The sequence below is a fragment of the Pseudomonas sp. JC1203 genome, from assembly GCF_056175065.1.
In genome coordinates this window covers 62610-84708 of the sequence record NZ_JBWCAM010000023.1, presented here as the reverse complement: position 1 = coordinate 84708, position 22099 = coordinate 62610, and the positions used below count along the sequence as shown (strand labels likewise).

Below are 22099 nucleotides of genomic sequence, written 5' to 3'. Positions count from 1 at the left end.
CAACAATAACGACGGAGAAACCTCATGGACGCATTCAAAGCAGGCAAGCTGGCCCTGGCCCTGGCCCTGGCGCTGACGGGGGCATTGAGCAGCCCGGCATTCGCCGCAACCTCCAACGATTTTGTCGATGATGCGGCCGCAGGCGGCATCACTGAGGTGGAGGCTGGCAAGCTGGCGCTGGAAAAAAGCAGCTCGGCGGATGTGAAGACCTTCGCCAGCCAGATGATCAAGGACCACGGCGCCGCCAACGAACAGCTGACCGCCCTCGCCCACAAGCTGGACATCGAGGTGCCGGACGACGCTACCTTGATGCAGCAGGCCAAGAAGAAAATCCTCGAATTGCGCGATGAATCCTTCGACAAGGCGTATGCCAACAACCAGGTGAAGGCTCACGAAGACACCGTGGCGCTGTTCAAGAAAGAAGCCGCTTCCTCCGACAAGCCCGAGCTGAAGGCATTCGCGGAAAAAACCCTGCCCAAACTCGAAGAACACCTGAAAATGGCCAAGGAACTGCAAGCCAAGCATCAGTAACGCCTGCCGCGCACGGCCGTGGATTTCCCACAGCCGTGCGCCGGGGTTTACCATGGGCGGTTTATGCCCTGCCAAAAGTCTTTCATGAACGCCGACGCCCTCGCACTTCTCCAGCAACAGCTGGCAACCGCCCTGCAAAACCCGCCCACCGAAACCCGCCGCCTGTTCCATGGCCGTGGGCGCTGCTGGCCAGGCCTGGAACAGATCACCGTGGACTGGCTGCAAGGCGTGCTGCTGGTGTCGCTGTTCCGCGAGCCGGCCGCCGACGAACTGGCCGCGCTGAAACCGCTGCTGCTGGACCTGGCCCAGGCCACCGCGCAGGTGCATAGCCTGATCCTGCAGCACCGCTACCTGCCCGACAGCGCCGCCGAGTGGCTGCTGGGCGAGCCGGTGGAGCAATGGTTCATCGACGAGGACGGCCTGCGCTACCAGCTGGACCTGGGCCGCAAGCAGAACATCGGGCTGTTCCTGGACATGCGCTACGGGCGCCAATGGGTGCGCGAGCACGCCGCCGGCAAGCGCGTGCTGAACCTGTTCGCCTACACCTGCGGGTTCTCGTTGACGGCCATTGCCGGTGGCGCCGAGCACGTGGTGAACCTGGACATGGCCCGCGCCGCCCTGAGCCGCGGCCGTGACAACCACCGCCTGAACGGCCACGACCTGGACCGCGTGAGCTTCCTGGGCCACGAGCTGTTCAAGTCGTGGGGCAAGGTCAAGCGTGGCGGCCCGTATGACCTGGTGATCATCGACCCGCCGTCGTTCCAGCGCGGCAGCTTCGTGCTGACCCAGGATTACCGCAAAGTGCTGCGCAAGCTGCCCGAGCTGCTGACCGAGCAAGGCGTGGTCCTGGCCTGCGTCAATGACCCGGCCATCGGCTCCGATTTCCTGATTCAGAGCATGGCCGAGGAAGCCCCGCAGCTGACCTTCCAGCACCGCCTGGAAAACCCGCCGGAATTCCCCGACGCCGAGCCCGAAGGCGGCCTCAAGGCGCTGGTGTTCACCAGCGCGTGAACCCCGCCTGACCTCGTAGCCGCTACCTGGCGGCAGCGGCTACAGAGATTGATCAGGGAAGGTGAACGGCAGGTTGCTCTCTTGGGCAATGCCACTTACCCTCTGCGGGCTTTTTCATGCGTGCAGCAGGAAGCCGGTGCAACTCCGGCGCGGTCGCGCCACTGTGTTCGGGCCTCCCGAAAGCCAGACCTTGCTGCCCGCCATTCCTTTTCGCCCAACGGACGCGCCATCCCGGGAGCCGCTGCATGCTGTTACGCCACCTTGCCTTTGCCTGCCTGTCTTTATCCGCCGCCTCGGCACTTGCCGCCGCGCCACCCAGCCACTACCCGCTGACCGTGCAGAACTGCGGCCACAGCGTACGCATCGATGCGCCGCCGCAACGGGCGGTCAGCCTGGGCCAGGCCAGCACCGAGTTGTTGCTGTCGCTGGGCCTTGGCCCGCGCATGGTCGGCACCGGCGTGTGGTTCGGGCCGCTGCCACCAGCCCTGGCCGCCGCTGGCGCCACAGTGCCGCGCCTGGCGGATAACGCGCCCAGCTTCGAGGCCGTGGCCAAGGCGGCGCCGGACATCGTCGTGGCCCAGTACACCTACCACGTTGGCCCCCAGGGCGAGGTCGCCACGCCTGAGCAGCTGCTGAAACTGGGCATCCCCTCCTACGTGTCGCCCAGCGACTGCGACGGCAAGGGCGTGACCGCCACCTCCAATGCCGACGGCAGCCGCAGCCAGCTGTACTCCCTGGCCCTGGTGGACAAGGAAATCAGCGAACTGGCGAACATCTTCAACGTGCCCGCCGCCGGCCAGGCCCTCAGCGCACGCCTGCATGAACGCGTGGCGGCAGCCGTAAAACTGGCCAACGCCACCGCCCACCCGCCGCTGTCGGTGCTGTACTGGTTCTCCAGTACGCGCCTGGAAGGCGACCCTTGGGTGGCCGGCAAGAACGGCGCACCGGGCTATATTTCGCAGGTGCTGGGCCTGCGCAACGTCATCGATAGCGATGAGGAATGGCCGGGCGTGAGCTGGGAGAGCATTGCTGCCCGCGACCCCGACGTGATCGTGCTGGCGCGCATGCAACGCCGCCTGTACCCCGCCGACGACGTCGAGAAAAAGCTGGCCTTCCTGCGCAACGACCCGGTCACCCGCGAACTCAAGGCGGTGCGCAACGGCCGCCTGATCGTGGTGGACGCCAACACCCTGAACCCATCCATGGGCGTGGTCGATGCCATCGAACAGATCGCCAAGGGCCTGGCCGATACGGGCAACACGCCTTGATGCCACTGGAACGTTCTGGCCTCGGCCGTTGGGCGCTGGCCATGCTGGCGCTGCTTAGCCTGGGCCTGTCGATTGCGCTGGCGGTGTCCCTGGGCGAGCTGGACATTCCCCTGGCCGTCACCCTCAAGGCGCTGCTCAACGGCCTGGGGCTGGGGGCCTATGAAGTGCCGCGCATACAGCAGGGCATCATCTGGGAATACCGCCTGAGCCGTGCGCTGGTGGCCGCCTGCTGCGGCGCCGGCCTGTCGCTGTGCGGCGCGGTATTGCAGGCGCTGCTGCGCAACGCCCTGGCCGACCCTTACGTGCTGGGCATCAGCGCTGGCGCCTCCACCGGCGCGGTGTTGGTGATGCTGCTGGGCCTGGGCGGTGGTTTGATCGGCATCTCCCTGGGCGCCTTCCTCGGTGCCGCGCTGGCTTTCGGTCTGGTGGTGCTGCTGGCCACCGGCATTCGCGGTGGCCCGGCCCAGGTGATATTGGCCGGCGTTGCCGGGGCGCAGTTGTTCAACGCCCTCACCGCCTGGATCGTCTCCACCTCGGCCAACGCCGAGCAGGCCCGCAGCGTGATGTTCTGGCTGCTGGGCAGCCTGGGCGGTGTGCGCTGGCATGACGTGGGCCTGGCAGCCGCGGTGGTGGGCGTCGGGCTGCTGGTGTGCCTGTATTGTGCGCGCACCCTGGACGCCTTCGTGTTCGGTGACGATGCAGCCGCCAGCCTTGGCGTACCGGTGGCGCGCCTGCGCTGGCTGCTGTTCGGGGTCACGGCGCTGATCACCGCCACCCTGGTGAGCATCGTCGGCGCGGTGGGCTTCGTCGGCCTGGTGGTGCCGCATATCGCCCGCCTGTTAGTGGGCCCGCGGCATGTGCGGCTGTTGTTGGCCTGCGTGCTGATCGGCGCCAACTTCATGGTGTTGGCCGACATTGCCTCGCGGCTGATCGTTCCGGGGCAGGTGCTGCCCATCGGCGTGGTGACCGCCTTGGTCGGCGCGCCGGTGTTCGCCGCCCTGCTCTACCGCAACCGGGCAGCACCATGAGCCTGCGCGCCGATAACGTCGGCTGGAGCGTCGACGGCCAGGTGATCATCGACGGCATCAGCCTGGACCTCCCCGCCCAGGGCACCCTGGGCCTGATCGGCCCCAATGGCTCCGGCAAATCGACCCTGCTGCGCCTGCTGGCCGGCCTGCGCGCGCCCAGCCAGGGCTGCGTCAGCCTCGACGGCCGCGCGCTGGCGCAGTGGCCGCGCAAGGCCGTGGCCCGCCGCGTGGCGCTGGTGGAACAGCACGCCGGCACCGAGGTGGACATTCGCGTGCAGGACATCGTGCGCCTGGGCCGCACCCCGCATCGCGGCGCACTGGCGCCATGGACGCAAGAGGACCAGGCCATTGTCGAACAGGCCCTGGCCCGCACCGGCCTGGGTGCGCTGCGCCTGCGCAGTTGGCACAGCCTGTCGGGCGGGGAGCGCCAGCGCACGCAGATCGCCCGCGCCCTGGCCCAGGGGCCCAGCGAACTGCTGCTGGACGAACCCACCAATCACCTGGACATCCAGCATCAGCTGCAGCTGCTACAACTGATTCAAGGCCTGCCGGTGACGTGCGTGATGGCCTTGCACGACCTGAACCTGGCGGCGATGTTCTGCGACCGCCTGGTGCTGCTGCAACACGGCCGCGTGGTGGCCAGCGGCAGCCCCGAACAGGTCATCACCGCCGAGCTGGTGGCCCGGGTCTATGGCGTGCGCTGCGTAGTCAGCCCTTCCGCTCACCATGGCCGCCCGCATATTCAATACCTGCCCTGAGGCATGGCCCATGAAGACTGTCCTGGTGATCGGCATCGGTGCCGGCAACCCTGACCACCTGACCTTGCAGGGGCTGAGGGCGCTGAACCGCGTCGACGTGTTCCTGCTGTTCGACAAGGGCCCGGCCAAGCACGGCCTCAACGACCTGCGTCGCGACCTGTGCACGCGCCTGGCCACCGAGCGGCCCTGGCGCATGGTGGAAGCCGACAACCCGCCGCGCGGCCCTGACGGCAACAGCTATGCCGATGCGGTGCAGCAACTCAATGACCACAAACAGCAACTGGTCGAGCAGCTTATTGCCAATGAAGTGGCCGATGGCGAGTGCGCGGGCATCCTCGTGTGGGGCGACCCGGCCTTGTATGACAGCACCCTGCGGATCCTGCAGGCAGTGCTGGCCGCCGGCCGCGCGGTGTTCGAATACGACGTGGTCCCGGGCATCACGGCCATACAGGCGTTGACTGCGGCCCATCGGGTGACGCTGAACGAGATCGGCGGTTCGGTGCGCATCAGCCCGGGGCGGCAATTGGGCGATGGCGTGGGTGCGGGGGAAAGCCAGGTGGTGATGCTGGATGCCCACCAGGCATTCAACCGCTTGCGTGGCCAGGGGTTGTTTATCTGGTGGGGCGCTTACGTGGGCAGCCCCGATGAAATCCTGGTTGCCGGGCCACTGGACCAGGTAGCGGACGAGATCGTGCGCGTGCGCGAGCAGGCGCGGCTGCGCCATGGCTGGATCATGGACACCTACCTGCTGAAACCCACCCCGTAGCAACAACTGTCTTGTGGGAGCTGGCTTGCCAGCGAGCTTTTATGGCCCCAACAGCTCGCTGGCAAGCCAGCTCCCACAGGATGTAGCAGCTGCAGCAGGCGGCGTCCGGGGGCGATGCGGTATTTCGGCCGGGAAATGAAAAAGGCCGCTTTCGCGGCCTTTTTCAGGAGGGCATCACGGCTTAATAGCGCGTGATATCCGCCTTGGTTTCCAGCGCCTTGCGGTAGGCCGCGAAGTCCTGCTGGCCAGCACGCGAAGCGAGGAAGCGACGGTATTGCGCTTTCTCGGCATCGGTGGCGGCTGCGGCTTCGTTGACGCCGTTCAGGCGTACCACCACGTAGCTGCCATCGGACAGGCTGACGCTGTCATAGACCGGCTTGTCCTTGCCCACAGGCTTGGTCATGCGGAATACGTCCTGCAGCACGGCCGGGTCGATACCTTCCTGGCTACGCGACACGGCTTCCTGGGTTTTCCAGGCCTGGCCGTCCTGGCTTGCCGCCAGCGCAATCTTGCCATCACGCAGGCCAGCCACCAGGGCGTCGACCTTGGTTTTCACCGCGTCGCTGGCCTTGACCTGCGCCAGGTGCTTGCGGATCGCGTCAGACACGGCTTCCAGCGGCAGTTGCGCCGGCTTGCGGTGTTCGTGAACGTGCACCACCACGGTGGTTTCCGGGTCCAGTTCGATGGCCGAGCTGTTGGCGCCTTCGTCCATCACTTCCGGGCTGAACGCGGCTTGCACCACGGCGCGGTTGGCGGTCACGCCTTCGCTGCCACCTTCACGGCCGAACGGCGCGGAGGTTTGCACTTTCAGCCCCAGGTCTGCCGCTGGCTGCACCAGGTCGGAGGCTTCGTACGACGAGTCTTCCAGTTTCTTGGCAGCATCGACGTACATCTGCTCGACCTGAGCGGTCTTGGCGTCACGGGTCAGCTTGTCTTTCATGCTGGCGAAGGTCGGTGCGTTAGGCGCCTCGACACCCAGCAGCTTGATCAGGTGCCAGCCGAACTGGCTGCGCACAGGGGCCGATACCTGGTCCTTGTTCAGCGCGTACAGCGCAGTCTCGAAGGCCGGGTCATAGACGCCCTTGCCGGCGTAACCCAGGTCACCACCATTGGTGGCCGAACCCGGGTCCTGGGAGAATTCCTTGGCCAGCTTGGCGAAGTCTTCACCCTTGGCCAGGCGTGCCTGGATCTCTTCGATCTTGGCCTTGGCCTGGGCGTCGGTGGTCTTGGCGTTGACCTCGATCAGGATGTGCGCGGCACGACGCTGCTCGGTGAGCGCGGCGGTCTGGGCCTTGTAGGCAGCCTGCAGGTCTTCGTCCTTGACGGTGACCTTGTCGAAGAACGCCGACTTCTTCAGCTCCACGTAGTCAATCACCACCTGGTCGGGGCTCATGAACTCCTTGGCGTGCTCGTCGTAGTGCTTCTTCACTTCATCGTCACTGACCTTGATGGCCGACGGGTCAGCCTTGAAGGCCAGCGAGGCGAAATCGCGAGTCTGCTTTTCGAGGCGGGCGAACGCCTGCACCTGGGCGTCGGTGACGAAGCTGCTGCCAGCCACGCCGGCGCGCAGTTGGCCGACCAGCATTTCCTGGGCCATCATCTGGCGGAATTGCAGGCGCGAGTAGCCCATCTGGCGAATGACGGCGTCGAAACGGTCGGCGCTGAACTTGCCGTCCACCTGGAATTCAGGGGTTTGCAGGATCAGTTGATCCAGCTCGGCTTCCGAGAAGCTGAACTTGGCATCGGTAGCGCCCTGGATCAGCAGCTTGCGGTCGATCAGGCCCTTGAGGGCCGCTTCGCGCAGCATCTTCTCGTCGAGCATGGAGGCGTCGAAATCCTTGCCCAGCTGTTGCATCAGCTGGCGGCGTTGCATTTCGACCGCCTGGGCCAGCTCGCTCTGGCTGATGGCGTCGCCATTGACCTTGGCCGCATCGGCGGTATGGCTGGTGGCTTTGAAAATGGCATCGAAGCCGGTCAGTGCCATCAAGGCAACGATGACACCGATGATGGTCTTGGCAATCCAGCCTTGTGAATTGTCCCTGATATTCTGCAGCATGCGTCCCCCAGAAACGGTTGTACTGATTAAGCAACCGCGGAGAGTGGGTAGAATCCGGATAGAAGAAAGGCGCATCCGAGGATGCGCCTTCTCGTAACTGGCGGAGCAATCACCGGCGCCGTGCGTCGGCTTGAGACCAGCTCATTGGCTGCTCCGCTTCCAGGTCGGAAATTTTTCCCGCCCCGGTCGGGCAAAGGCGTGAAAGGCTTAGTTTACCGCTTCTTTCAGTGCTTTGCCGGCTTTGAAGCCAGGCTTCTTGGCAGCAGCGATTTCCAGGGTCTTGCCAGTCTGTGGGTTACGGCCAACGCGAGCTGGGCGGTCAGTCACAGAGAAAGTACCGAAACCTACCAGTACCACGGAGTCGCCAGCCTTCAGAGCGCCAGTGACGGAGTCGATTACTGCGTCCAGCGCACGGCCAGCTACAGCTTTCGGGATATCAGCGGATGCAGCGATAGCATCAATCAGTTCCGACTTGTTCACTCTTAAGTCCCCTTATATCTATATGAGTTTGTTTCTAAGTATGTGGTAAAGCTAAAACTGTGCCGGGAGGCTGCTGACACCAGTAAGTGCCGCTTTATAACAAGGGCTTTAAAAAGCTGTCAAGAAAAGCCCCCCGGCCAAAATACGTGCTAGTGCGTGCTGATTCTTTCCTTGGAATCCGCGTCGCGTTTCTCGTCCTTCGCGACTATCTCCGGAGCCACATCGGGCAAGGGCTCCGGGGCGTATTGCAGCGCAATCTGGAGCACTTCGTCAATCCATTTAACCGGTTTAATCTGAAGATCCTGCTTAATATTGTCAGGAATTTCCTTCAAATCACGCACGTTCTCTTCGGGAATGATCACGGTCTTGATCCCACCCCGGTGAGCCGCCAGCAATTTCTCCTTCAGACCGCCAATGGCCAGCACTTGACCACGCAGGGTGATCTCGCCGGTCATGGCCACATCTGCACGCACCGGAATCTGCGTCAACGCCGAAACCAGGGCGGTGCACATGCCCACGCCGGCACTTGGGCCGTCTTTTGGCGTGGCGCCTTCAGGCATGTGGATGTGGGTGTCGCGCTTCTCGTGGAAGTCCAGGGGAATGCCCAGGCTCTTGGCACGGCTGCGCACCACGGTCAGGGCCGCGGTGATGGATTCGACCATCACGTCGCCCAGCGAACCGGTCTTGATCAGTTGGCCCTTGCCCGGTACCACGGCGGCCTCGATGGTCAGCAATTCGCCGCCCACCTGGGTCCACGCAAGGCCCGTTACCTGGCCAATCTGATCCTGCTGCTCGGCCAGGCCGTAGCGGAACTTGCGCACGCCCAGGAAGTGTTCCAGCGAATCGGCGGTCACTTTCACCGAGAAATGCTTGTCGCGGGCGTGTTCCTTCACCACCTTGCGGCAGACCTTGGCGATCTGGCGCTCCAGGCCACGCACACCGGCTTCGCGGGTGTAGTAGCGGATGATGTCGCGAATCGCGGCCACGTCCAGTTCCAGCTCACCCTTCTTCAGGCCGTTGGCGGCGATCTGCTTGGGCGACAGGTACTTGGTGGCGATGTTGATCTTCTCGTCCTCGGTGTAACCCGGCAGGCGGATCACTTCCATCCGGTCCAGCAGCGCTGGCGGGATGTTCATGGAGTTCGAGGTGCACAGGAACATCACGTCCGAGAGGTCGTAGTCGACTTCCAGGTAGTGGTCGTTGAAGTTGTGGTTCTGCTCGGGGTCGAGCACTTCCAGCAATGCCGACGCCGGGTCGCCACGCATGTCGCTGCCCATCTTGTCGATTTCGTCCAGCAGGAACAGCGGGTTGCGCACCCCCACCTTGGTCATCTTCTGGATCAGGCGGCCAGGCATGGAGCCGATGTAGGTGCGGCGGTGGCCACGAATCTCGGCCTCGTCACGCACGCCACCCAGGGCCATGCGCACGAACTTGCGGTTGGTGGCATGGGCGATGGACTCGGCCAGCGAGGTTTTACCCACGCCAGGCGGGCCAACCAGGCACAGCACCGGACCACGGATCTTTTTCACGCGCTTTTGCACGGCGAGGTACTCAAGGATGCGCTCCTTGACCTCTTCCAGGCCGTAGTGGTCGGCGTCGAGGATATCCTCGGCGCGCGCCAGGTCCAGGCGCACCTTGCTCTGCGCCTTCCACGGCACCTGCACCAGCCAGTCGATGTAGGAACGCACCACGGTGGCCTCGGCCGACATCGGCGACATCTGCTTGAGCTTGTTCAGCTCGGCAGTGGCCTTGGCCAGGGCATCCTTGGGCAGGCCGGCGGCATCGATGCGCTTTTTCAGCTCTTCGACTTCGTTATGGCCTTCATCGCTGTCGCCGAGCTCTTTCTGAATGGCCTTCATCTGCTCATTCAGGTAGTACTCGCGCTGACTGCGCTCCATCTGTTTTTTCACGCGGCCGCGGATGCGCTTCTCGACCTGCAGCAGGTCGATTTCGGCGTCCAGCAGGGCCAGCACGTGTTCGACCCGTGCGGACAGGTCGATGATTTCGAGAATTTCCTGCTTCTGCTCGATTTTCAGCGCCATGTGCGCGGCCATGGTATCTACCAGGCGGCCGGGTTCATCAATGCTGTTGAGCGAGGACAGGACTTCGGCAGGGACTTTCTTGCCCAGCTGCACGTATTGCTCGAACTGGGCCAGCAGGCTGCGCACGAACACTTCGGACTCGCGGTCCGGGGCATCGACTTCGTCGATCAGCTGCACTTCAGCGCGGCAATGGCCGTCCACTTCCATGAAACTTTCGACGGTGCCGCGCTGCTCGCCCTCGACCAGCACCTTGACGGTGCCATCAGGCAGCTTGAGCAGTTGCAGCACGGTAGCAACGGTACCCACGCGATACAGGGCGTCTTCGCCTGGATCATCGTCGGCAGGATTCTTCTGGGCCAGCAGCAGGATCTGCTTTTCGCCCGTCATCGCGGCCTCGAGGGCTTCGATGGATTTCTCGCGCCCCACGAACAGCGGGATCACCATGTGCGGATACACGACGACATCACGCAATGGCAGGAGAGGCAATTCGATGGTTGTCTTCATGATTTCGCCTCTACAGCGGCCCAAGGGCCGTAGACAGTGGAATTGAGCTTGTAGTCAATGTGGGGGCAGCCCCCAAAAAAAACAAGCGCTGCGGGGCAGGAAAAGCAAAGGGGCCCGAAGGCCCCTTCCTGTTTCAAGCCGCAGTACGACTTATGCGTCTGGCGCAGCCTTGGCTGGCGACTCACTGTTTTCGTAGATTAACAGTGGCTTGGACTTTCCTTCGATGACGCTTTCGTCGATCACCACTTTGCTGACGTCGGTCTGCGAAGGGATCTCGTACATGGTGTCCAGCAGCACGCCTTCCAGGATGGAACGCAGGCCACGGGCACCGGTCTTGCGCTCCAGCGCACGATGGGCCACGGACTTCAGCGCGTCGGTGCGGAACTCGAGGTCCACGCCTTCCATCTCGAACAGCTTGGCGTATTGCTTGGTGAGGGCGTTCTTGGGCTCGGTCAGGATCTGCATCAGCGCAGCCTCATCGAGTTCGTCCAAGGTGGCCAGCACCGGCAGGCGGCCAACGAATTCGGGGATCAGACCGAATTTGACCAGGTCATCAGGCTCGACTTCACGCAGGGACTCGCCCACCTTCTTGCCTTCCTGCTTGCTGCGCACTTCGGCGTTGAAGCCGATGCCGCCAGCCGTGGAACGGTTCTGGATGACCTTTTCCAGGCCAGAGAACGCACCACCGCAGATGAACAGGATATTACGGGTGTCTACCTGCAGGAATTCCTGCTGAGGATGCTTGCGACCGCCTTGTGGCGGTACCGAGGCAACGGTGCCCTCGATCAGCTTCAACAGTGCCTGCTGCACGCCCTCGCCCGAAACGTCACGGGTGATGGACGGGTTGTCGGATTTGCGCGAGATCTTGTCGATCTCGTCGATGTAGACAATGCCCATCTGGGCCTTCTCGACATCGTAGTCGCATTTCTGCAACAGCTTTTGAATAATGTTTTCAACGTCTTCACCGACATAACCCGCTTCTGTCAGCGTGGTGGCGTCGGCGATGGTGAAGGGTACGTTGAGCAGGCGCGCCAGGGTTTCAGCCAGCAGCGTCTTGCCCGAACCGGTCGGGCCGATGAGCAGGATGTTGCTCTTGCCCAGTTCGACGTCGTCACCCTTCTTGTCACGTTGATTGAGGCGCTTGTAGTGGTTGTACACCGCTACCGCCAAAACCTTTTTAGCGCGTTCCTGACCAATCACGTACTGATCAAGGATGCCGCTGATTTCTTTGGGCGAAGGCAATTTATGCGCGTTGCTCTCGGCCTGGGCTTCTTGCACCTCCTCGCGGATGATGTCGTTGCACAGGTCGACGCACTCGTCGCAGATAAAGACCGAGGGGCCGGCAATCAATTTGCGCACTTCATGCTGGCTTTTGCCACAGAAGGAGCAATAGAGCAATTTGCCGTTGTCCTCGCCGTTGCGGGTGTCAGTCATTCGATCGATCCAAATCCGATAGGCTTGCAACACAAGATGAAGGCAATCGCGGGGTTTTTCAAGTCCACAGGTGGCTGGTTGTGCCAACCACCTGGCATTTGCTCCGCTTAGGCAGGCATCTGACGCTTGTTGATCACGGAGTCGACCAGGCCGTATTCGGCCGCGCGGTCGGCGCTCATGAAGTTGTCACGATTGGTGTCCTGCTCGATCTGCTCGAGGGTCTGGCCGGTGTGGAACGCCAGCAGCTCGTTCAGGCGGTGACGGATCGAGAGAATTTCGCGGGCGTGAATATCGATGTCCGACGCCTGGCCCTGGAAACCGCCCAGTGGCTGGTGAATCATCACACGCGAGTTCGGCAGGCAGTAACGCTTGCCCTTGGCACCACCGGCCAGCAGGAAAGCGCCCATGCTGCAGGCCTGACCGATGCAGGTGGTGGACACGTCCGGCTTGATGAACTGCATGGTGTCGTAGATCGACATGCCAGCAGTGACCGAGCCGCCAGGGCTGTTGATGTAGAGATGGATATCCTTGTCCGGGTTCTCGGCTTCGAGGAAGAGCAACTGCGCGCACACCAGGTTGGCCATGTAGTCTTCTACCGGGCCAATCAGGAAGATCACTCGCTCTTTCAACAGGCGCGAGTAGATGTCGTAGGCGCGTTCGCCACGAGCCGATTGCTCGACAACCATCGGGACCAGGCCGCCAGCGGCCTGGATGTCAGAACTGTGCTGAATATAAGAATTGCGGGACATGTCTCGCACTCACTCCCAAATAGTCAAGTCTTGAATACGCATAAGCCAGCGCGAAGGCTGGCTTATGGTGGTGTTCCAACGCTGGAAGGAATCAGTCGGCTTGTGCAGCTTCAGCCGGCTTGACTGCTTCTTCGTAGGAGACCGCTTTGTCGGTCACACTAGCTTTCTGCAGAACAGTATCCACAACTTGCTCTTCCAGCACAACCGAACGGACTTCGTTCAGCTGCTGGTCGTTCTTGTAGTACCAGGCCACGACCTGCTCTGGCTCCTGGTAGGCCGAGGCCATTTCCTGGATCAGCTCACGTACGCGGGCTTCGTCCGGCTTTAGCTCGTTGGCCTTGACCACTTCAGCGACGATCAGACCCAGCACAACGCGACGCTTGGCTTGTTCTTCGAACAGCTCGGCTGGCAGTTGGTCAGGCTTGATGTTGCCACCGAACTGCTGAACGGCTTGAACGCGCAGGCGGTTCACTTCGTTTTCCAGCAGGGCTTTTGGCACTTCGATCGGGTTGGCAGCCAGCAGACCGTCCATGACCTGGTTCTTCACCTTGGTCTTGATGGCCTGGCGCAGCTCGCGCTCCATGTTCTTGCGAACTTCGGTGCGGAAGCCTTCCAGACCGGTTTCCTTGATGCCGAACTGGTTGAAGAAGGCTTCGTTCAGCTCAGGCAGGGTCGGTGCGGAAACGCTGTTCACGGTAACGGTGAACTCGGCGGCCTTGCCGGCCAGGTCCAGGTTCTGATAGTCCTCTGGGAAGGTCAGGGTCAGAACGCGCTCTTCACCGGCCTTGGCGCCAACCAGGCCATCTTCGAAGCCCGGGATCATGCGGCCGGAACCCAGCACCAGCTGAGTGCCCTGGGCCGAACCACCAGCGAAGGCTTCGCCGTCGATCTTGCCGACGAAATCGATGTTCAGCTGGTCTTCGTTTGCAGCGGCGCGGTCGGCAGCTTCAAAACGAACGTTCTGCTTGCGCAGGATTTCCAGCATGTTGTCCAGGTCGGCATCAGCAACTTCGGCGCTCAGGCGCTCGACGTTGATGGACTCGAAACCTGCGACGGCGAACTCTGGGAATACTTCGAAAGTAGCGATGTATTCCAGGTCCTTGCCCTTTTCGAACACTTTAGGTTCGACAGCCGGGGCACCGGCTGGATTCAGCTTCTGCTCAACCACGGCTTCGTAGAAAGTCGCCTGGATCAGGTCGCCCAGGGCTTCCTGACGTGCGGAATCTTCGTAGCGCTGACGAATCACGCTCATCGGCACTTTGCCAGGACGGAAGCCTGGAACCTTAGCGCGACGGGCAGTCTGTTGCAGACGCTTGTTGACTTCGGTCTCGATGCGCTCGGCAGGCACGCCGATGGTCATGCGGCGCTCGAGAGCGGAAGTGTTTTCAACAGAAACTTGCATGGATTTTCCTCGTTGCACAGACGTTAGCCGGCCATTTCCGACCCCAATCAAGGGCATGCATTCTAGAGGGTCGAACACAAGAAGTCACCCTATGCAAGACAGCTTGAAACAAGGAATGGCAAAACCGTCGCAAAAGCCCGCCCGCAAAGGGCTTGGCAGGGCCATGGGCGGCGTTTTCAGCGTACCCGGCCATGCGACCGACGGCATTTCCAAAAACACCCCGCACTGATATCGCGCACGCGGATCTTTGCAAAATATTTACGTTCGTAGACAAACAGTTACAAAAATTCGGTGTCTGATACATCAGAACGGGCGCATTACCCCCGACACCAGGAGACAACCGTGTTCAACAAACTGACCAAACTCACCGTGGCCGCCTTCGCCGCCATCGCCATTGCCAGCACTTCCGGGTGCATTATCCTGCCAGACCACGGACATGGCGGTGGTGGCGGACACCACGGCGGCTGGTACCGTTGATAATTGCTGAATGAATGAAAAAGCCCGCCCTCGAAAGAAGGCGGGCTTTTTTGTGGGCCTGCTTTATTGCCAGCTACTGCGCAAAGGCTGGTAACACCGACATTTCAGGCCCTGGCAGCCTTTGCTCGCCAGGCGACTGATTAAACTCCACGCAGACAAAAAAGGCGCCTGATTCGCATCAGGCGCCTTTTTCATGAGATATGGGGTGGACGATGGGGATCGAACCCACGACAACAGGAGTCACAATCCTGTGCTCTACCAACTGAGCTACGCCCACCATAAAACGGTGTTACCAGTGCCCCCATTACAAACGGGGCGATACAGCTTAAATGGTGCGGACGAAGAGACTCGAACTCTTACAGCTTGCGCCGCTGGAACCTAAATCCAGTGTGTCTACCAATTTCACCACGTCCGCATGTGAAGCTTTTTAAAGCAAAGGCGCCAGATTTTCATCAGGCGCCTTTCGAAATATGGGGTGGACGATGGGGATCGAACCCACGACAACAGGAGTCACAATCCTGTGCTCTACCAACTGAGCTACGCCCACCATATTGCGTTACTTGTGCCAAAGCTGCCTAATGGCGCACCCGGCAGGACTCGAACCTGCGACCATCCGCTTAGAAGGCGGATGCTCTATCCAGCTGAGCTACGGGCGCTTATTTAATCTGCACTCTGTGACGACTACAAATTTTAAGCTTCAGTCCTGCGGAGTTAAATACTCAACTCTGCCTGACCTTCTTCACCAGTGCTAGGCTCTGCCCGACAAGTGCGACGAATGTTATAGACGGTCGGTAGGGTCGTCAATCTTTTTCTGAAAAAAATTCATTTTATTTAAGGGCTTAGCGGAATCGTCGGACCAAGCGCCTTTGCCCATCGCGCCCGGCATGCGAGAATGCGCGCACATTTTCTTCCCTCTCGATGGTTAACCACGCGACATGACTGCACAACTAATCGACGGCAAGGCGATCGCCGCCAGCCTGCGCCAGCAGATCGCCCAACGGGTCACCGAGCGCCGCCAGCAAGGCCTGCGCACCCCGGGCCTGGCCGTGATCCTGGTCGGCAGCGATCCTGCTTCCCAGGTATATGTCTCGCACAAGCGTAAAGACTGTGAAGAGGTCGGCTTTCTGTCCCAGGCCTTCGATATGCCTGCCCAGACCACCCAGCTTGAGCTGGAAAGCCTGATCGACCGCCTCAACGACGATGCCGACATCGACGGCATTCTGCTGCAACTGCCGCTGCCCGAGCACCTGGACGCCTCCAAGCTGCTGGAACGCATTCGCCCCGACAAGGACGTGGACGGTTTCCACCCCTACAACGTCGGCCGCCTGGCCCAGCGCATTCCGCTGCTGCGCCCGTGCACACCGAAAGGCATCATGACCCTGCTGGAAAGCACCGGCCAGGACCTGTACGGCATGAACGCGGTAGTGGTTGGCGCCTCCAACATCGTGGGCCGCCCCATGGCCATGGAGCTGCTGCTGGCTGGCTGCACCGTCACCGTCACCCACCGCTTCACCAAGGACCTGGCCGGCCACGTCGGCCGCGCCGACCTGGTGGTGGTGGCTGCCGGCAAGCCTGGCCTGGTCAAGGGTGAGTGGGTGAAGGAAGGCGCCATCGTCATCGACGTCGGCATCAACCGCCAGGAAGACGGCAAGCTGGTGGGCGACGTGGTGTACGACACCGCCCTGCCCCGCGCTGGCTGGATTACCCCGGTACCAGGCGGCGTCGGCCCCATGACCCGCGCCTGCCTGCTGGAAAACACCCTGTATGCCTGCGAAACGCTGCATGCCTGAGTGATTCGGCACCGCTGAAAAAAAACGCCGCACGCCGTCCCCGGGTGCGGCGTTTTTTTGTGCCTGCCGGCAGCGATAATTATTGAGCACCGTTACCCGGGCACGAATAACCACACTGCCGCCCTTTGAACCAGCCAAAGGGCCACCAACATGCTGCGCGACACACCCGCGACGTTCGATATACGTACCACCCCCCACTACGACCTGCTTGAAAGCCAATTGCCCACATGGATGGCAAAGGTCAGTCCCGACCTGCACGCCGCCATCAAGAGCAAACCCCTGCCGCCCATGACCTGGTATGAAAAGGCCCTTCGGGACATGCCCGAAGTGGTCGCGCAATTCCAGCAGGCGCACCTGCTGCACCGCCACGATACCGAGCAAGTCAACGCCATCATGGCGCGCATTCCTTCCCCGCAAGCGTTTGCCAAGCCGCTGCTGGAACAGGCGATAAAACGGCGCTTCGATGAGACGCTGGATAGCACCGAAACTTACCTGTTCAATGCCAAGCGGGTGGTCATCCCTGCCACCTACGCCTTCGGCCACGAAGCCGACGTGGACCTGGAAACCTTCAACGCCGACCGCAAGGCACGCCACGAGCAGGCCATGCAAGCGGCAACCTGCAGCCTGCTGCAGGCCGCCCTGCAGAACTTCGAAGCCTGGGAGGCCGAACACCACGGCATGGACGATGGTGCCCTCAAGGCCGACATCTACATGGGGTTCAGCATCGATAACCTGACCATCAGCGGTACGCCGGTGGGCATTCCCGCCCACGCGTTCGCCCAGCTGTGCCGCGAGCTGGACCTGGGCCAGCGTTACCAGGAATGCATCAACGTAGCGCTGAACTGGAGCTACCGGCCGGGCGACGCCCCCGGCAGCGCGCTGGCCAACAGCACGGCGCAGATGAAGCTGTTTGAACGCTCGTCACTGCTGGTGCAGAGCCACATCGCCTACATGAAAGGCGACATCGACCAGGCCACCCATGCTGACCTGCTGAACATCGCGCACAACAAAAGCTCCAGCCGCTGCCATTCCCTGCGGTTGTTCAAGACCGTACTCAAAGGCATCGTACTGATCCGCGAGCGCACCACCCTGCCCGACCAGCCCGTGCGCGTGACCGTCTATATACCGGATGATCCGTTCAATTCGCTGAAGACCTACCCCTCCATCCCCGATTTCGTCAGCGCCTTGCGCGGCAACCTGTTCAAGCCCGGTTACCTGCAGTTCCTGGCGCGCTTCGTACCCGCCCGCGAGCGCGCCACGCTGTTCCGCCAACTGGATGACGCGCTGCACCCCAAGACCTGGGACAACGCCAACGAACGCTGGGTGCCTGGCAAGGACCCGATGGCCGATATCAAGCCCAGGCCCATCGCCTTCGAAGATTTCCTGCTGGAAGAATTGGTCAACCACAAAGTCGATACCCTCAAGGATGACGCCCTGTTCCACGTGGTGACCACCGAGGCCGAAGACCGCAAGACCCAGGAAGAGCGCGCCGACTACATCAAGGGCAAGTTCTTCATGGCCCTGAACGTGGCCGCCTTCTTCGTGCCAGGCTTGGGCGAGGCCTTGCTGGTGATGACCGCCGTGGAACTGTGCTGGAATACCATCGAGGGCTTCGAAAGCCTGCTGGAGGGCGACAAGGAAGCCGCCATTGGCCACTTCCTGGGGGTGGCGGAAAACGTCGCCATGCTGGCGGCCTTTGCCGGGGCCGGCTATGTGGCAACCAAGTACGTGCTGCCGAAAGTGATCAGCACGCTGAAGAAAATCCCTTTGCCCAACGGGGTCACGCGGCTGTGGAAGCCGGACCTTGGGCCGTACCAGCACGACATTGAATTGCCCACCCTGAGCAAACCCGACGAGCAGGGCCTGTACAACCACGACGGCAAGCACTGGCTCAAGCGCGAAGAGGGCACCTATTCGGTCAAGGCCCCGGAGGGTGACCTGCCTTACCGCCTGGCGCACCCGAGCAAGGCAGGCGCCTACGAGCCGCCCCTGCGCACCAATGGCAAGGGCGCCTGGCTCAGTGATGTCGACACACCGCACACCTGGCAAGGGCCCGAGTTGTTCCGCAAGATGGGGCCCATTACCGACGGTATTTCCGATACCCGCGCAGGGCGCATCATGCGCATCAGCGGCACCCACGAAGCCACATTGCGCCTGTGCCTGGCCGAGGCCGAGCAACCGCCAGCGCTGCTGGAAGACACCTTGCTGCGGTTCAAGCTCGACCAGGAACTGGACACCGTCATCGCCCAACTGGAAGCGCCGCAGCCCCCGGCCGATCCGCAGTTGCTGCTGCAACTGCTGGCTGAACACCCGCGCTGGCCAGCGGACAAGGCCCTGCGGCTGGAAAGCCCGGATGGCGAGGTGATCCGCCAATTCACCGCCACCCGCGACAACACCATTATCGTTCACGACAACGAGATCGATGCACTGCAGGTGGTGCTCGACAGCCTGCACGCCGACGAGGTGCGCGCCCTGCTGGGCAGCGAGCCCGGCCCCTACGCCAGGCTCATCCTGCGTCAGCAGTTGCTGGACAACGCCACTACCCACCGCGTCGAACTGTTTGCCCAGCGCTACCAGGCCTCGCAGGCAACGGTCGACCCGCTGGCCGCGCTGATCCAGAAGCACTTCCCCGACCTGCCCGTTACGGTCGCCGAGGAATTGGCCACCCACGCCAACCCGGTGGAGCAGGCGCTGATGCGCAACGATCGCACGCTGCCGCCACGGGTAGCCGACGAAGCACGCGCTTATCAAGCCAAGGTGCGGTTGGCCAGGGCTTATGAAGGTGTGTACCTGGATTCGGTGAACACACCCGACAGCACTGTGGTGCAGCACCAGACAGCGGCCTCACTGCCTGGCTGGTCAGCCGCCAACCCAGCACCCATCGCGGTGGTTCGCGATGCCCCGCTGCTGCCCCGGCGCAAGGTGCAGGAGCTGCTGCAGATGGCCCCGGACAAGCCCGGCGCAAAGTCGCCCATGGAGCTGGCAGGCGGCCGCGCCGGCATGCCCGTGAGCGGTACACCGCAGCTCATCCTCGAAGAGTCACTGCTGGACAAAATCCGCCTGCTGGAACTGGAGGCGGCTCTGGATACCGATGCCCAGGGTATCCTTGACCAGCTCTATGCCCGCGGCCTGGACCGTGCTGCCATTGACCAACGGCTAAACCAGCTGTTCGAGGAACAGCGGCTGTTACAGGCCTACCTGGACCAATGGGCGCTGGGCTCGGCCAACCAGCGCCTGTCGCCTGCGCGCCAGCTGAGCCGCCAACGCATAGGCGATGCGCTGCAGCAATTCTGGCGCGCCAGCAGCCTGCCCGAGACCACCCAGGCCGGCCACAGCCTTCGCCTGGAGGCGGTGTACCTCAACGATTTCCCAGCGGACCTGCCGCGCTTTCTACGCGACCGCGTACAACGCCTTGAACTGTTCAGCGTGCGCCCACTTGAAAACAGCCCTTCCTTGTCGCTACTGGAAGCCATACAAGGCGACCAGAACGCCGTGGACCGGTTGTTCAGCCAGTTCGAACATGTCACTGCCTTGAGCATCAACGAAGGCGGCGCATTGGGGCCCTACAGCCTGTTCAGCAACTGGACGTCGCTGATTGCCGTGCACTTCCCCAACCTCGTCGAGTTACGCCTGGTGAACCTGCGCCTGCCTATCGGCAGCGCGCGGCTACAGGAAATTCGCGGCCTCACCCAGCTCAGGCGCCTGGACCTGAGCGGTAACCGTTTCTACGAGCAACCCAACTTCGCCAACCTGAATCTGGATTACCTCGGCCTGGATTCGCTGAGTGACGAATGGAGCGAATTTCAGCCCAACCTGTTCAACCCGGCACTCCTGGACCACGCCACCGAGATTTCCCTGCGCGGCAACCGCCTGGTCACCCTGCCCGACCACGTGCTGGAAAACCCCACCGGTACCGGCCGCAGCACCCGGCTGGTGCTGACGGACAACAGCCTGAACCGCGAGACCATGCGCACGGCCATCGAAAGCGAGCAGCCCGATGGCCGCTATACCTTCGATACCGACCTGCCACGCGCCAGCGTCGAGGCCAGCATCGAGCAACAGCAGCAATTGCAACAGGCCGTGGCCGATTGGCGCGACGCCTCCAGCTCTTCGGCGCCGCCCAGCGAAACCACCCTGGCCACGCGCCGCTCGACAGGCCATGCCATCACCCAGTTCTGGCGCATCCTCACCGCCGAGAACGCCGCGCCGATACTGGAGCTTAACGGCGCGGCGGCAGCCGAATTCCCGCACACCCTGCCCGCCTTTTTCTACCGCGAAGTGCTCGACCTGCAACTGAACGAACCCATCGCCAGCCCCGCGCAATTGAACCAGCTGCTGCGCGACTTCCCGCAGCTGGAGCGGCTGACCATCGACGGTTCCCCCACCGCCCTGCCTGGGCTGCCGACAGCGCTGCTGGAGCTGCCATCCCTGCGCAGCCTGAATTTGATTGACCAGGGTCTGGTCATCGACCAGGCCGCCATGGACTTCTTCGCCGAGATTCCCGGGCTGCAGCACCTGAGCCTGGACGGCAATACTTTGGGCACCATCGACGAAGTATCGGCGCTGCGCAATGCCAACCTCGACCTGTTGAGCCTGGAGCGCATGGGCATCACTGCCTGGCCGCAATGGCTGGACAGCTTGATCCCGGACTTCCTGGGCCGGGTCAACCTGCGCGACAACCGCCTGACCTCGCTGCCCGAATACCTGCTGGAAAACCACCGTCGCGACACCGGGCATACCACCATCGAGCTGCGCGGCAACAACCTGGAGTACGACACCATGCGCCGCGCCCACGTGTCGGAGTCTTATTACCGCCCGTTTGCCTTTGAAATGGACCTGCCCGACGACATCGCCGAAATGACCCAAAGCGAATCCCACAGCTCGGACGACCCCACCTCCAGCACTTCGCAGCACTCATCGCACAGCCCTGGCCTGTCGAATGAGGTGGAAGCACCGTCGGCCGAACCCTGGCTGCGTGAAGCCCTTGATCAGGAGGTAACCCTGCAACAGACCTGGGACACTGTTGCGGCCGATACCGGCACCCCCGACCTGCTGAACCTGATCAACCGCCTGCGCCAGACCGCCGACTACCGTAGCGCCAAGACCCGGCCCGAGTTGGTGCGGCGCGTGTGGACCGTACTGGAGCAAGCCGCCAAGGACGATGAACTGCGCCTGCTGCTTAACGGCATGGCGCAAGAGCCCCTGCAGTTGCTGGACGCCCACGGCACCTGCCCGGACGGCATTCGCCTGGCGTTCAACCAGATGGAGGTGCAGGTGTTCACTCGCCAGGCTACGCGCACCATTACCGGCGAAGGCCGCGGGCCACAGCTGCAGAATCTGGTGCGGCGCCTGTTCCGCCTGAACGCCCTGGATGACCTGGCCGTGCGCAATGCCGGCGCCCGCGACGAAGCAGAGGTACGCCTGGCGTATCGCCTGCACCTGGCCCAGGAACTGGACCTGCCGATTCCGCCGTCGCGCATGTTGTTCGAAAGCTCCGCCAACCTGCGTCCGGGCGAGCTGAATGAGGCGCGCAGTGAAGTCGGCCGTGGCGAGCAAGGGCAACCGTTCCTGGACTTCGCAGCGGACCAGTCGTTCTGGACCGAGTACCTGCGCGACGCCTACCCCGAGCTCTTCCAGGCCCTGCGCGCAGAATACGAAGAGCAGGTGCTGGCGCTCACCGACCGTTACCCGGACGAAACCATGGAGCAGATCGGCGAGCGTATCAAGCAACTCGACCGGCAGTTGCTGGCCAATGAACGCAACCTGCTGATGCAGCTGACCAACCAGCAAGGCAATCCATAGC

16 protein-coding genes and 4 tRNA genes are annotated in these 22099 nt (G+C 62.4%); 10 read left to right on the top strand and 10 right to left on the bottom strand.

Annotation, left to right across the window (positions count from 1 at the left end):
• Window positions 1–24: 24 nt before the first annotated feature.
• The 6 genes from AC0SZ7_RS27315 (at window position 25) to cobF (ending at window position 5362) form a co-directional block, all read left to right on the top strand.
• Window positions 25–531: a DUF4142 domain-containing protein gene (locus tag AC0SZ7_RS27315; protein ID WP_475507290.1), complete on the top strand. Its 507-nt coding sequence runs from the start codon at window positions 25–27 to the stop codon at window positions 529–531.
• An 84-nt stretch (window positions 532–615) separates the two neighbouring features.
• Window positions 616–1542 carry a class I SAM-dependent methyltransferase gene (locus tag AC0SZ7_RS27310; protein WP_475507289.1) on the top strand — a complete coding sequence of 309 codons (927 nt, stop codon included), beginning with the start codon at window positions 616–618 and terminating at the stop codon, window positions 1540–1542.
• Window positions 1543–1787: 245 nt separating this feature from the next.
• Window positions 1788–2810, top strand: a complete 1023-nt coding sequence (locus AC0SZ7_RS27305) for an ABC transporter substrate-binding protein (protein ID WP_475507288.1) — start codon at window positions 1788–1790, stop codon at window positions 2808–2810.
• Window positions 2810–3838: a FecCD family ABC transporter permease gene (locus AC0SZ7_RS27300; RefSeq protein ID WP_475507287.1), complete on the top strand. Its 1029-nt coding sequence runs from the start codon at window positions 2810–2812 to the stop codon at window positions 3836–3838. Before AC0SZ7_RS27305 ends, AC0SZ7_RS27300 begins: the two co-directional genes overlap by 1 nt.
• A complete protein-coding gene (locus AC0SZ7_RS27295) occupies window positions 3835–4596 on the top strand; it encodes an ABC transporter ATP-binding protein (RefSeq protein ID WP_475507286.1) in 762 nt (253 codons plus the stop codon). Before AC0SZ7_RS27300 ends, AC0SZ7_RS27295 begins: the two co-directional genes overlap by 4 nt.
• A 10-nt stretch (window positions 4597–4606) precedes the next feature.
• On the top strand, window positions 4607–5362 hold the full coding sequence (cobF, locus tag AC0SZ7_RS27290; RefSeq protein ID WP_475507285.1) for a precorrin-6A synthase (deacetylating): 756 nt from the start codon (window positions 4607–4609) through the stop codon (window positions 5360–5362).
• Window positions 5363–5543: 181 nt separating this feature from the next.
• Here cobF and AC0SZ7_RS27285 read toward each other — a convergent pair whose 3' ends face one another.
• The 6 genes from AC0SZ7_RS27285 to tig all read right to left on the bottom strand — a co-directional run bounded on the left by AC0SZ7_RS27285 (window position 5544) and on the right by tig (window position 14029).
• Window positions 5544–7418 (bottom strand): SurA N-terminal domain-containing protein, encoded by a 1875-nt coding sequence (locus AC0SZ7_RS27285; RefSeq protein WP_475507284.1) that lies wholly within the window; start codon window positions 7416–7418, stop codon window positions 5544–5546.
• Between the two features lie 207 nt (window positions 7419–7625).
• Entirely contained in the window at window positions 7626–7898 is a 273-nt protein-coding gene (locus tag AC0SZ7_RS27280; RefSeq protein WP_008373806.1) for an HU family DNA-binding protein, read from the bottom strand.
• A 149-nt stretch (window positions 7899–8047) separates the two neighbouring features.
• Window positions 8048–10444, bottom strand: a complete 2397-nt coding sequence (gene lon, locus AC0SZ7_RS27275; RefSeq protein ID WP_475507283.1) for an endopeptidase La — start codon at window positions 10442–10444, stop codon at window positions 8048–8050.
• Between the two features lie 150 nt (window positions 10445–10594).
• Window positions 10595–11878, bottom strand: coding sequence for an ATP-dependent Clp protease ATP-binding subunit ClpX (gene clpX / locus AC0SZ7_RS27270; protein WP_475507282.1), 1284 nt, complete (start codon window positions 11876–11878; stop codon window positions 10595–10597).
• 107 nt (window positions 11879–11985) lie between these two features.
• Entirely contained in the window at window positions 11986–12627 is a 642-nt protein-coding gene (gene clpP, locus AC0SZ7_RS27265) for an ATP-dependent Clp endopeptidase proteolytic subunit ClpP (RefSeq protein WP_416425826.1), read from the bottom strand.
• Between the two features lie 91 nt (window positions 12628–12718).
• Window positions 12719–14029, bottom strand: a complete 1311-nt coding sequence (tig, locus tag AC0SZ7_RS27260) for a trigger factor (RefSeq protein ID WP_475507281.1) — start codon at window positions 14027–14029, stop codon at window positions 12719–12721.
• A 91-nt stretch (window positions 14030–14120) separates the two neighbouring features.
• On the opposite strand from tig, the gene AC0SZ7_RS27255 reads away from it, so the two are divergent.
• A complete protein-coding gene (locus tag AC0SZ7_RS27255) occupies window positions 14121–14258 on the top strand; it encodes a hypothetical protein (RefSeq protein WP_475507280.1) in 138 nt (45 codons plus the stop codon).
• A 113-nt stretch (window positions 14259–14371) separates the two neighbouring features.
• A complete protein-coding gene (locus AC0SZ7_RS27250) occupies window positions 14372–14506 on the top strand; it encodes a hypothetical protein (protein ID WP_475507279.1) in 135 nt (44 codons plus the stop codon).
• 201 nt (window positions 14507–14707) lie between these two features.
• Here the strand turns inward: AC0SZ7_RS27250 and AC0SZ7_RS27245 are convergent.
• The 4 genes from AC0SZ7_RS27245 to AC0SZ7_RS27230 all read right to left on the bottom strand — a co-directional run bounded on the left by AC0SZ7_RS27245 (window position 14708) and on the right by AC0SZ7_RS27230 (window position 15162).
• A tRNA-His gene (locus AC0SZ7_RS27245) sits at window positions 14708–14783 on the bottom strand.
• Window positions 14784–14836: 53 nt separating this feature from the next.
• Window positions 14837–14921 (bottom strand) — tRNA-Leu (locus tag AC0SZ7_RS27240).
• A 56-nt stretch (window positions 14922–14977) separates the two neighbouring features.
• Window positions 14978–15053, bottom strand: a tRNA-His gene (locus tag AC0SZ7_RS27235).
• A gap of 32 nt (window positions 15054–15085) precedes the next feature.
• A tRNA-Arg gene (locus tag AC0SZ7_RS27230) sits at window positions 15086–15162 on the bottom strand.
• A 279-nt stretch (window positions 15163–15441) separates the two neighbouring features.
• On the opposite strand from AC0SZ7_RS27230, the gene folD reads away from it, so the two are divergent.
• Both folD and AC0SZ7_RS27220 read left to right on the top strand, forming a co-directional pair.
• Window positions 15442–16296 carry a bifunctional methylenetetrahydrofolate dehydrogenase/methenyltetrahydrofolate cyclohydrolase FolD gene (gene folD, locus AC0SZ7_RS27225; RefSeq protein WP_475507278.1) on the top strand — a complete coding sequence of 285 codons (855 nt, stop codon included), beginning with the start codon at window positions 15442–15444 and terminating at the stop codon, window positions 16294–16296.
• Between the two features lie 150 nt (window positions 16297–16446).
• Window positions 16447–22098: an NEL-type E3 ubiquitin ligase domain-containing protein gene (locus AC0SZ7_RS27220; RefSeq protein ID WP_475507277.1), complete on the top strand. Its 5652-nt coding sequence runs from the start codon at window positions 16447–16449 to the stop codon at window positions 22096–22098.
• The last annotated feature ends 1 nt before the right edge of the window (window position 22099 follow it).

Excerpts from the sequence above, each read along its gene's own strand:
- AC0SZ7_RS27315 (WP_475507290.1), top strand. The coding sequence starts at position 25 with ATGGACGCATTCAAAGCAGGCAAGCTGGCCCTGGCCCTGGCCCTGGCG.
- AC0SZ7_RS27310 (WP_475507289.1), top strand. The coding sequence starts at position 616 with ATGAACGCCGACGCCCTCGCACTTCTCCAGCAACAGCTGGCAACCGCC.
- AC0SZ7_RS27305 (WP_475507288.1), top strand. The coding sequence starts at position 1,788 with ATGCTGTTACGCCACCTTGCCTTTGCCTGCCTGTCTTTATCCGCCGCC.
- AC0SZ7_RS27300 (WP_475507287.1), top strand. The coding sequence starts at position 2,810 with ATGCCACTGGAACGTTCTGGCCTCGGCCGTTGGGCGCTGGCCATGCTG.
- AC0SZ7_RS27295 (WP_475507286.1), top strand. The coding sequence starts at position 3,835 with ATGAGCCTGCGCGCCGATAACGTCGGCTGGAGCGTCGACGGCCAGGTG.
- cobF (WP_475507285.1), top strand. The coding sequence starts at position 4,607 with ATGAAGACTGTCCTGGTGATCGGCATCGGTGCCGGCAACCCTGACCAC.
- AC0SZ7_RS27285 (WP_475507284.1), bottom strand. The coding sequence starts at position 7,418 with ATGCTGCAGAATATCAGGGACAATTCACAAGGCTGGATTGCCAAGACC.
- lon (WP_475507283.1), bottom strand. The coding sequence starts at position 10,444 with ATGAAGACAACCATCGAATTGCCTCTCCTGCCATTGCGTGATGTCGTC.
- clpX (WP_475507282.1), bottom strand. The coding sequence starts at position 11,878 with ATGACTGACACCCGCAACGGCGAGGACAACGGCAAATTGCTCTATTGC.
- clpP (WP_416425826.1), bottom strand. The coding sequence starts at position 12,627 with ATGTCCCGCAATTCTTATATTCAGCACAGTTCTGACATCCAGGCCGCT.
- tig (WP_475507281.1), bottom strand. The coding sequence starts at position 14,029 with ATGCAAGTTTCTGTTGAAAACACTTCCGCTCTCGAGCGCCGCATGACC.
- AC0SZ7_RS27255 (WP_475507280.1), top strand. The coding sequence starts at position 14,121 with ATGCAAGACAGCTTGAAACAAGGAATGGCAAAACCGTCGCAAAAGCCC.
- folD (WP_475507278.1), top strand. The coding sequence starts at position 15,442 with ATGACTGCACAACTAATCGACGGCAAGGCGATCGCCGCCAGCCTGCGC.
- AC0SZ7_RS27220 (WP_475507277.1), top strand. The coding sequence starts at position 16,447 with ATGCTGCGCGACACACCCGCGACGTTCGATATACGTACCACCCCCCAC.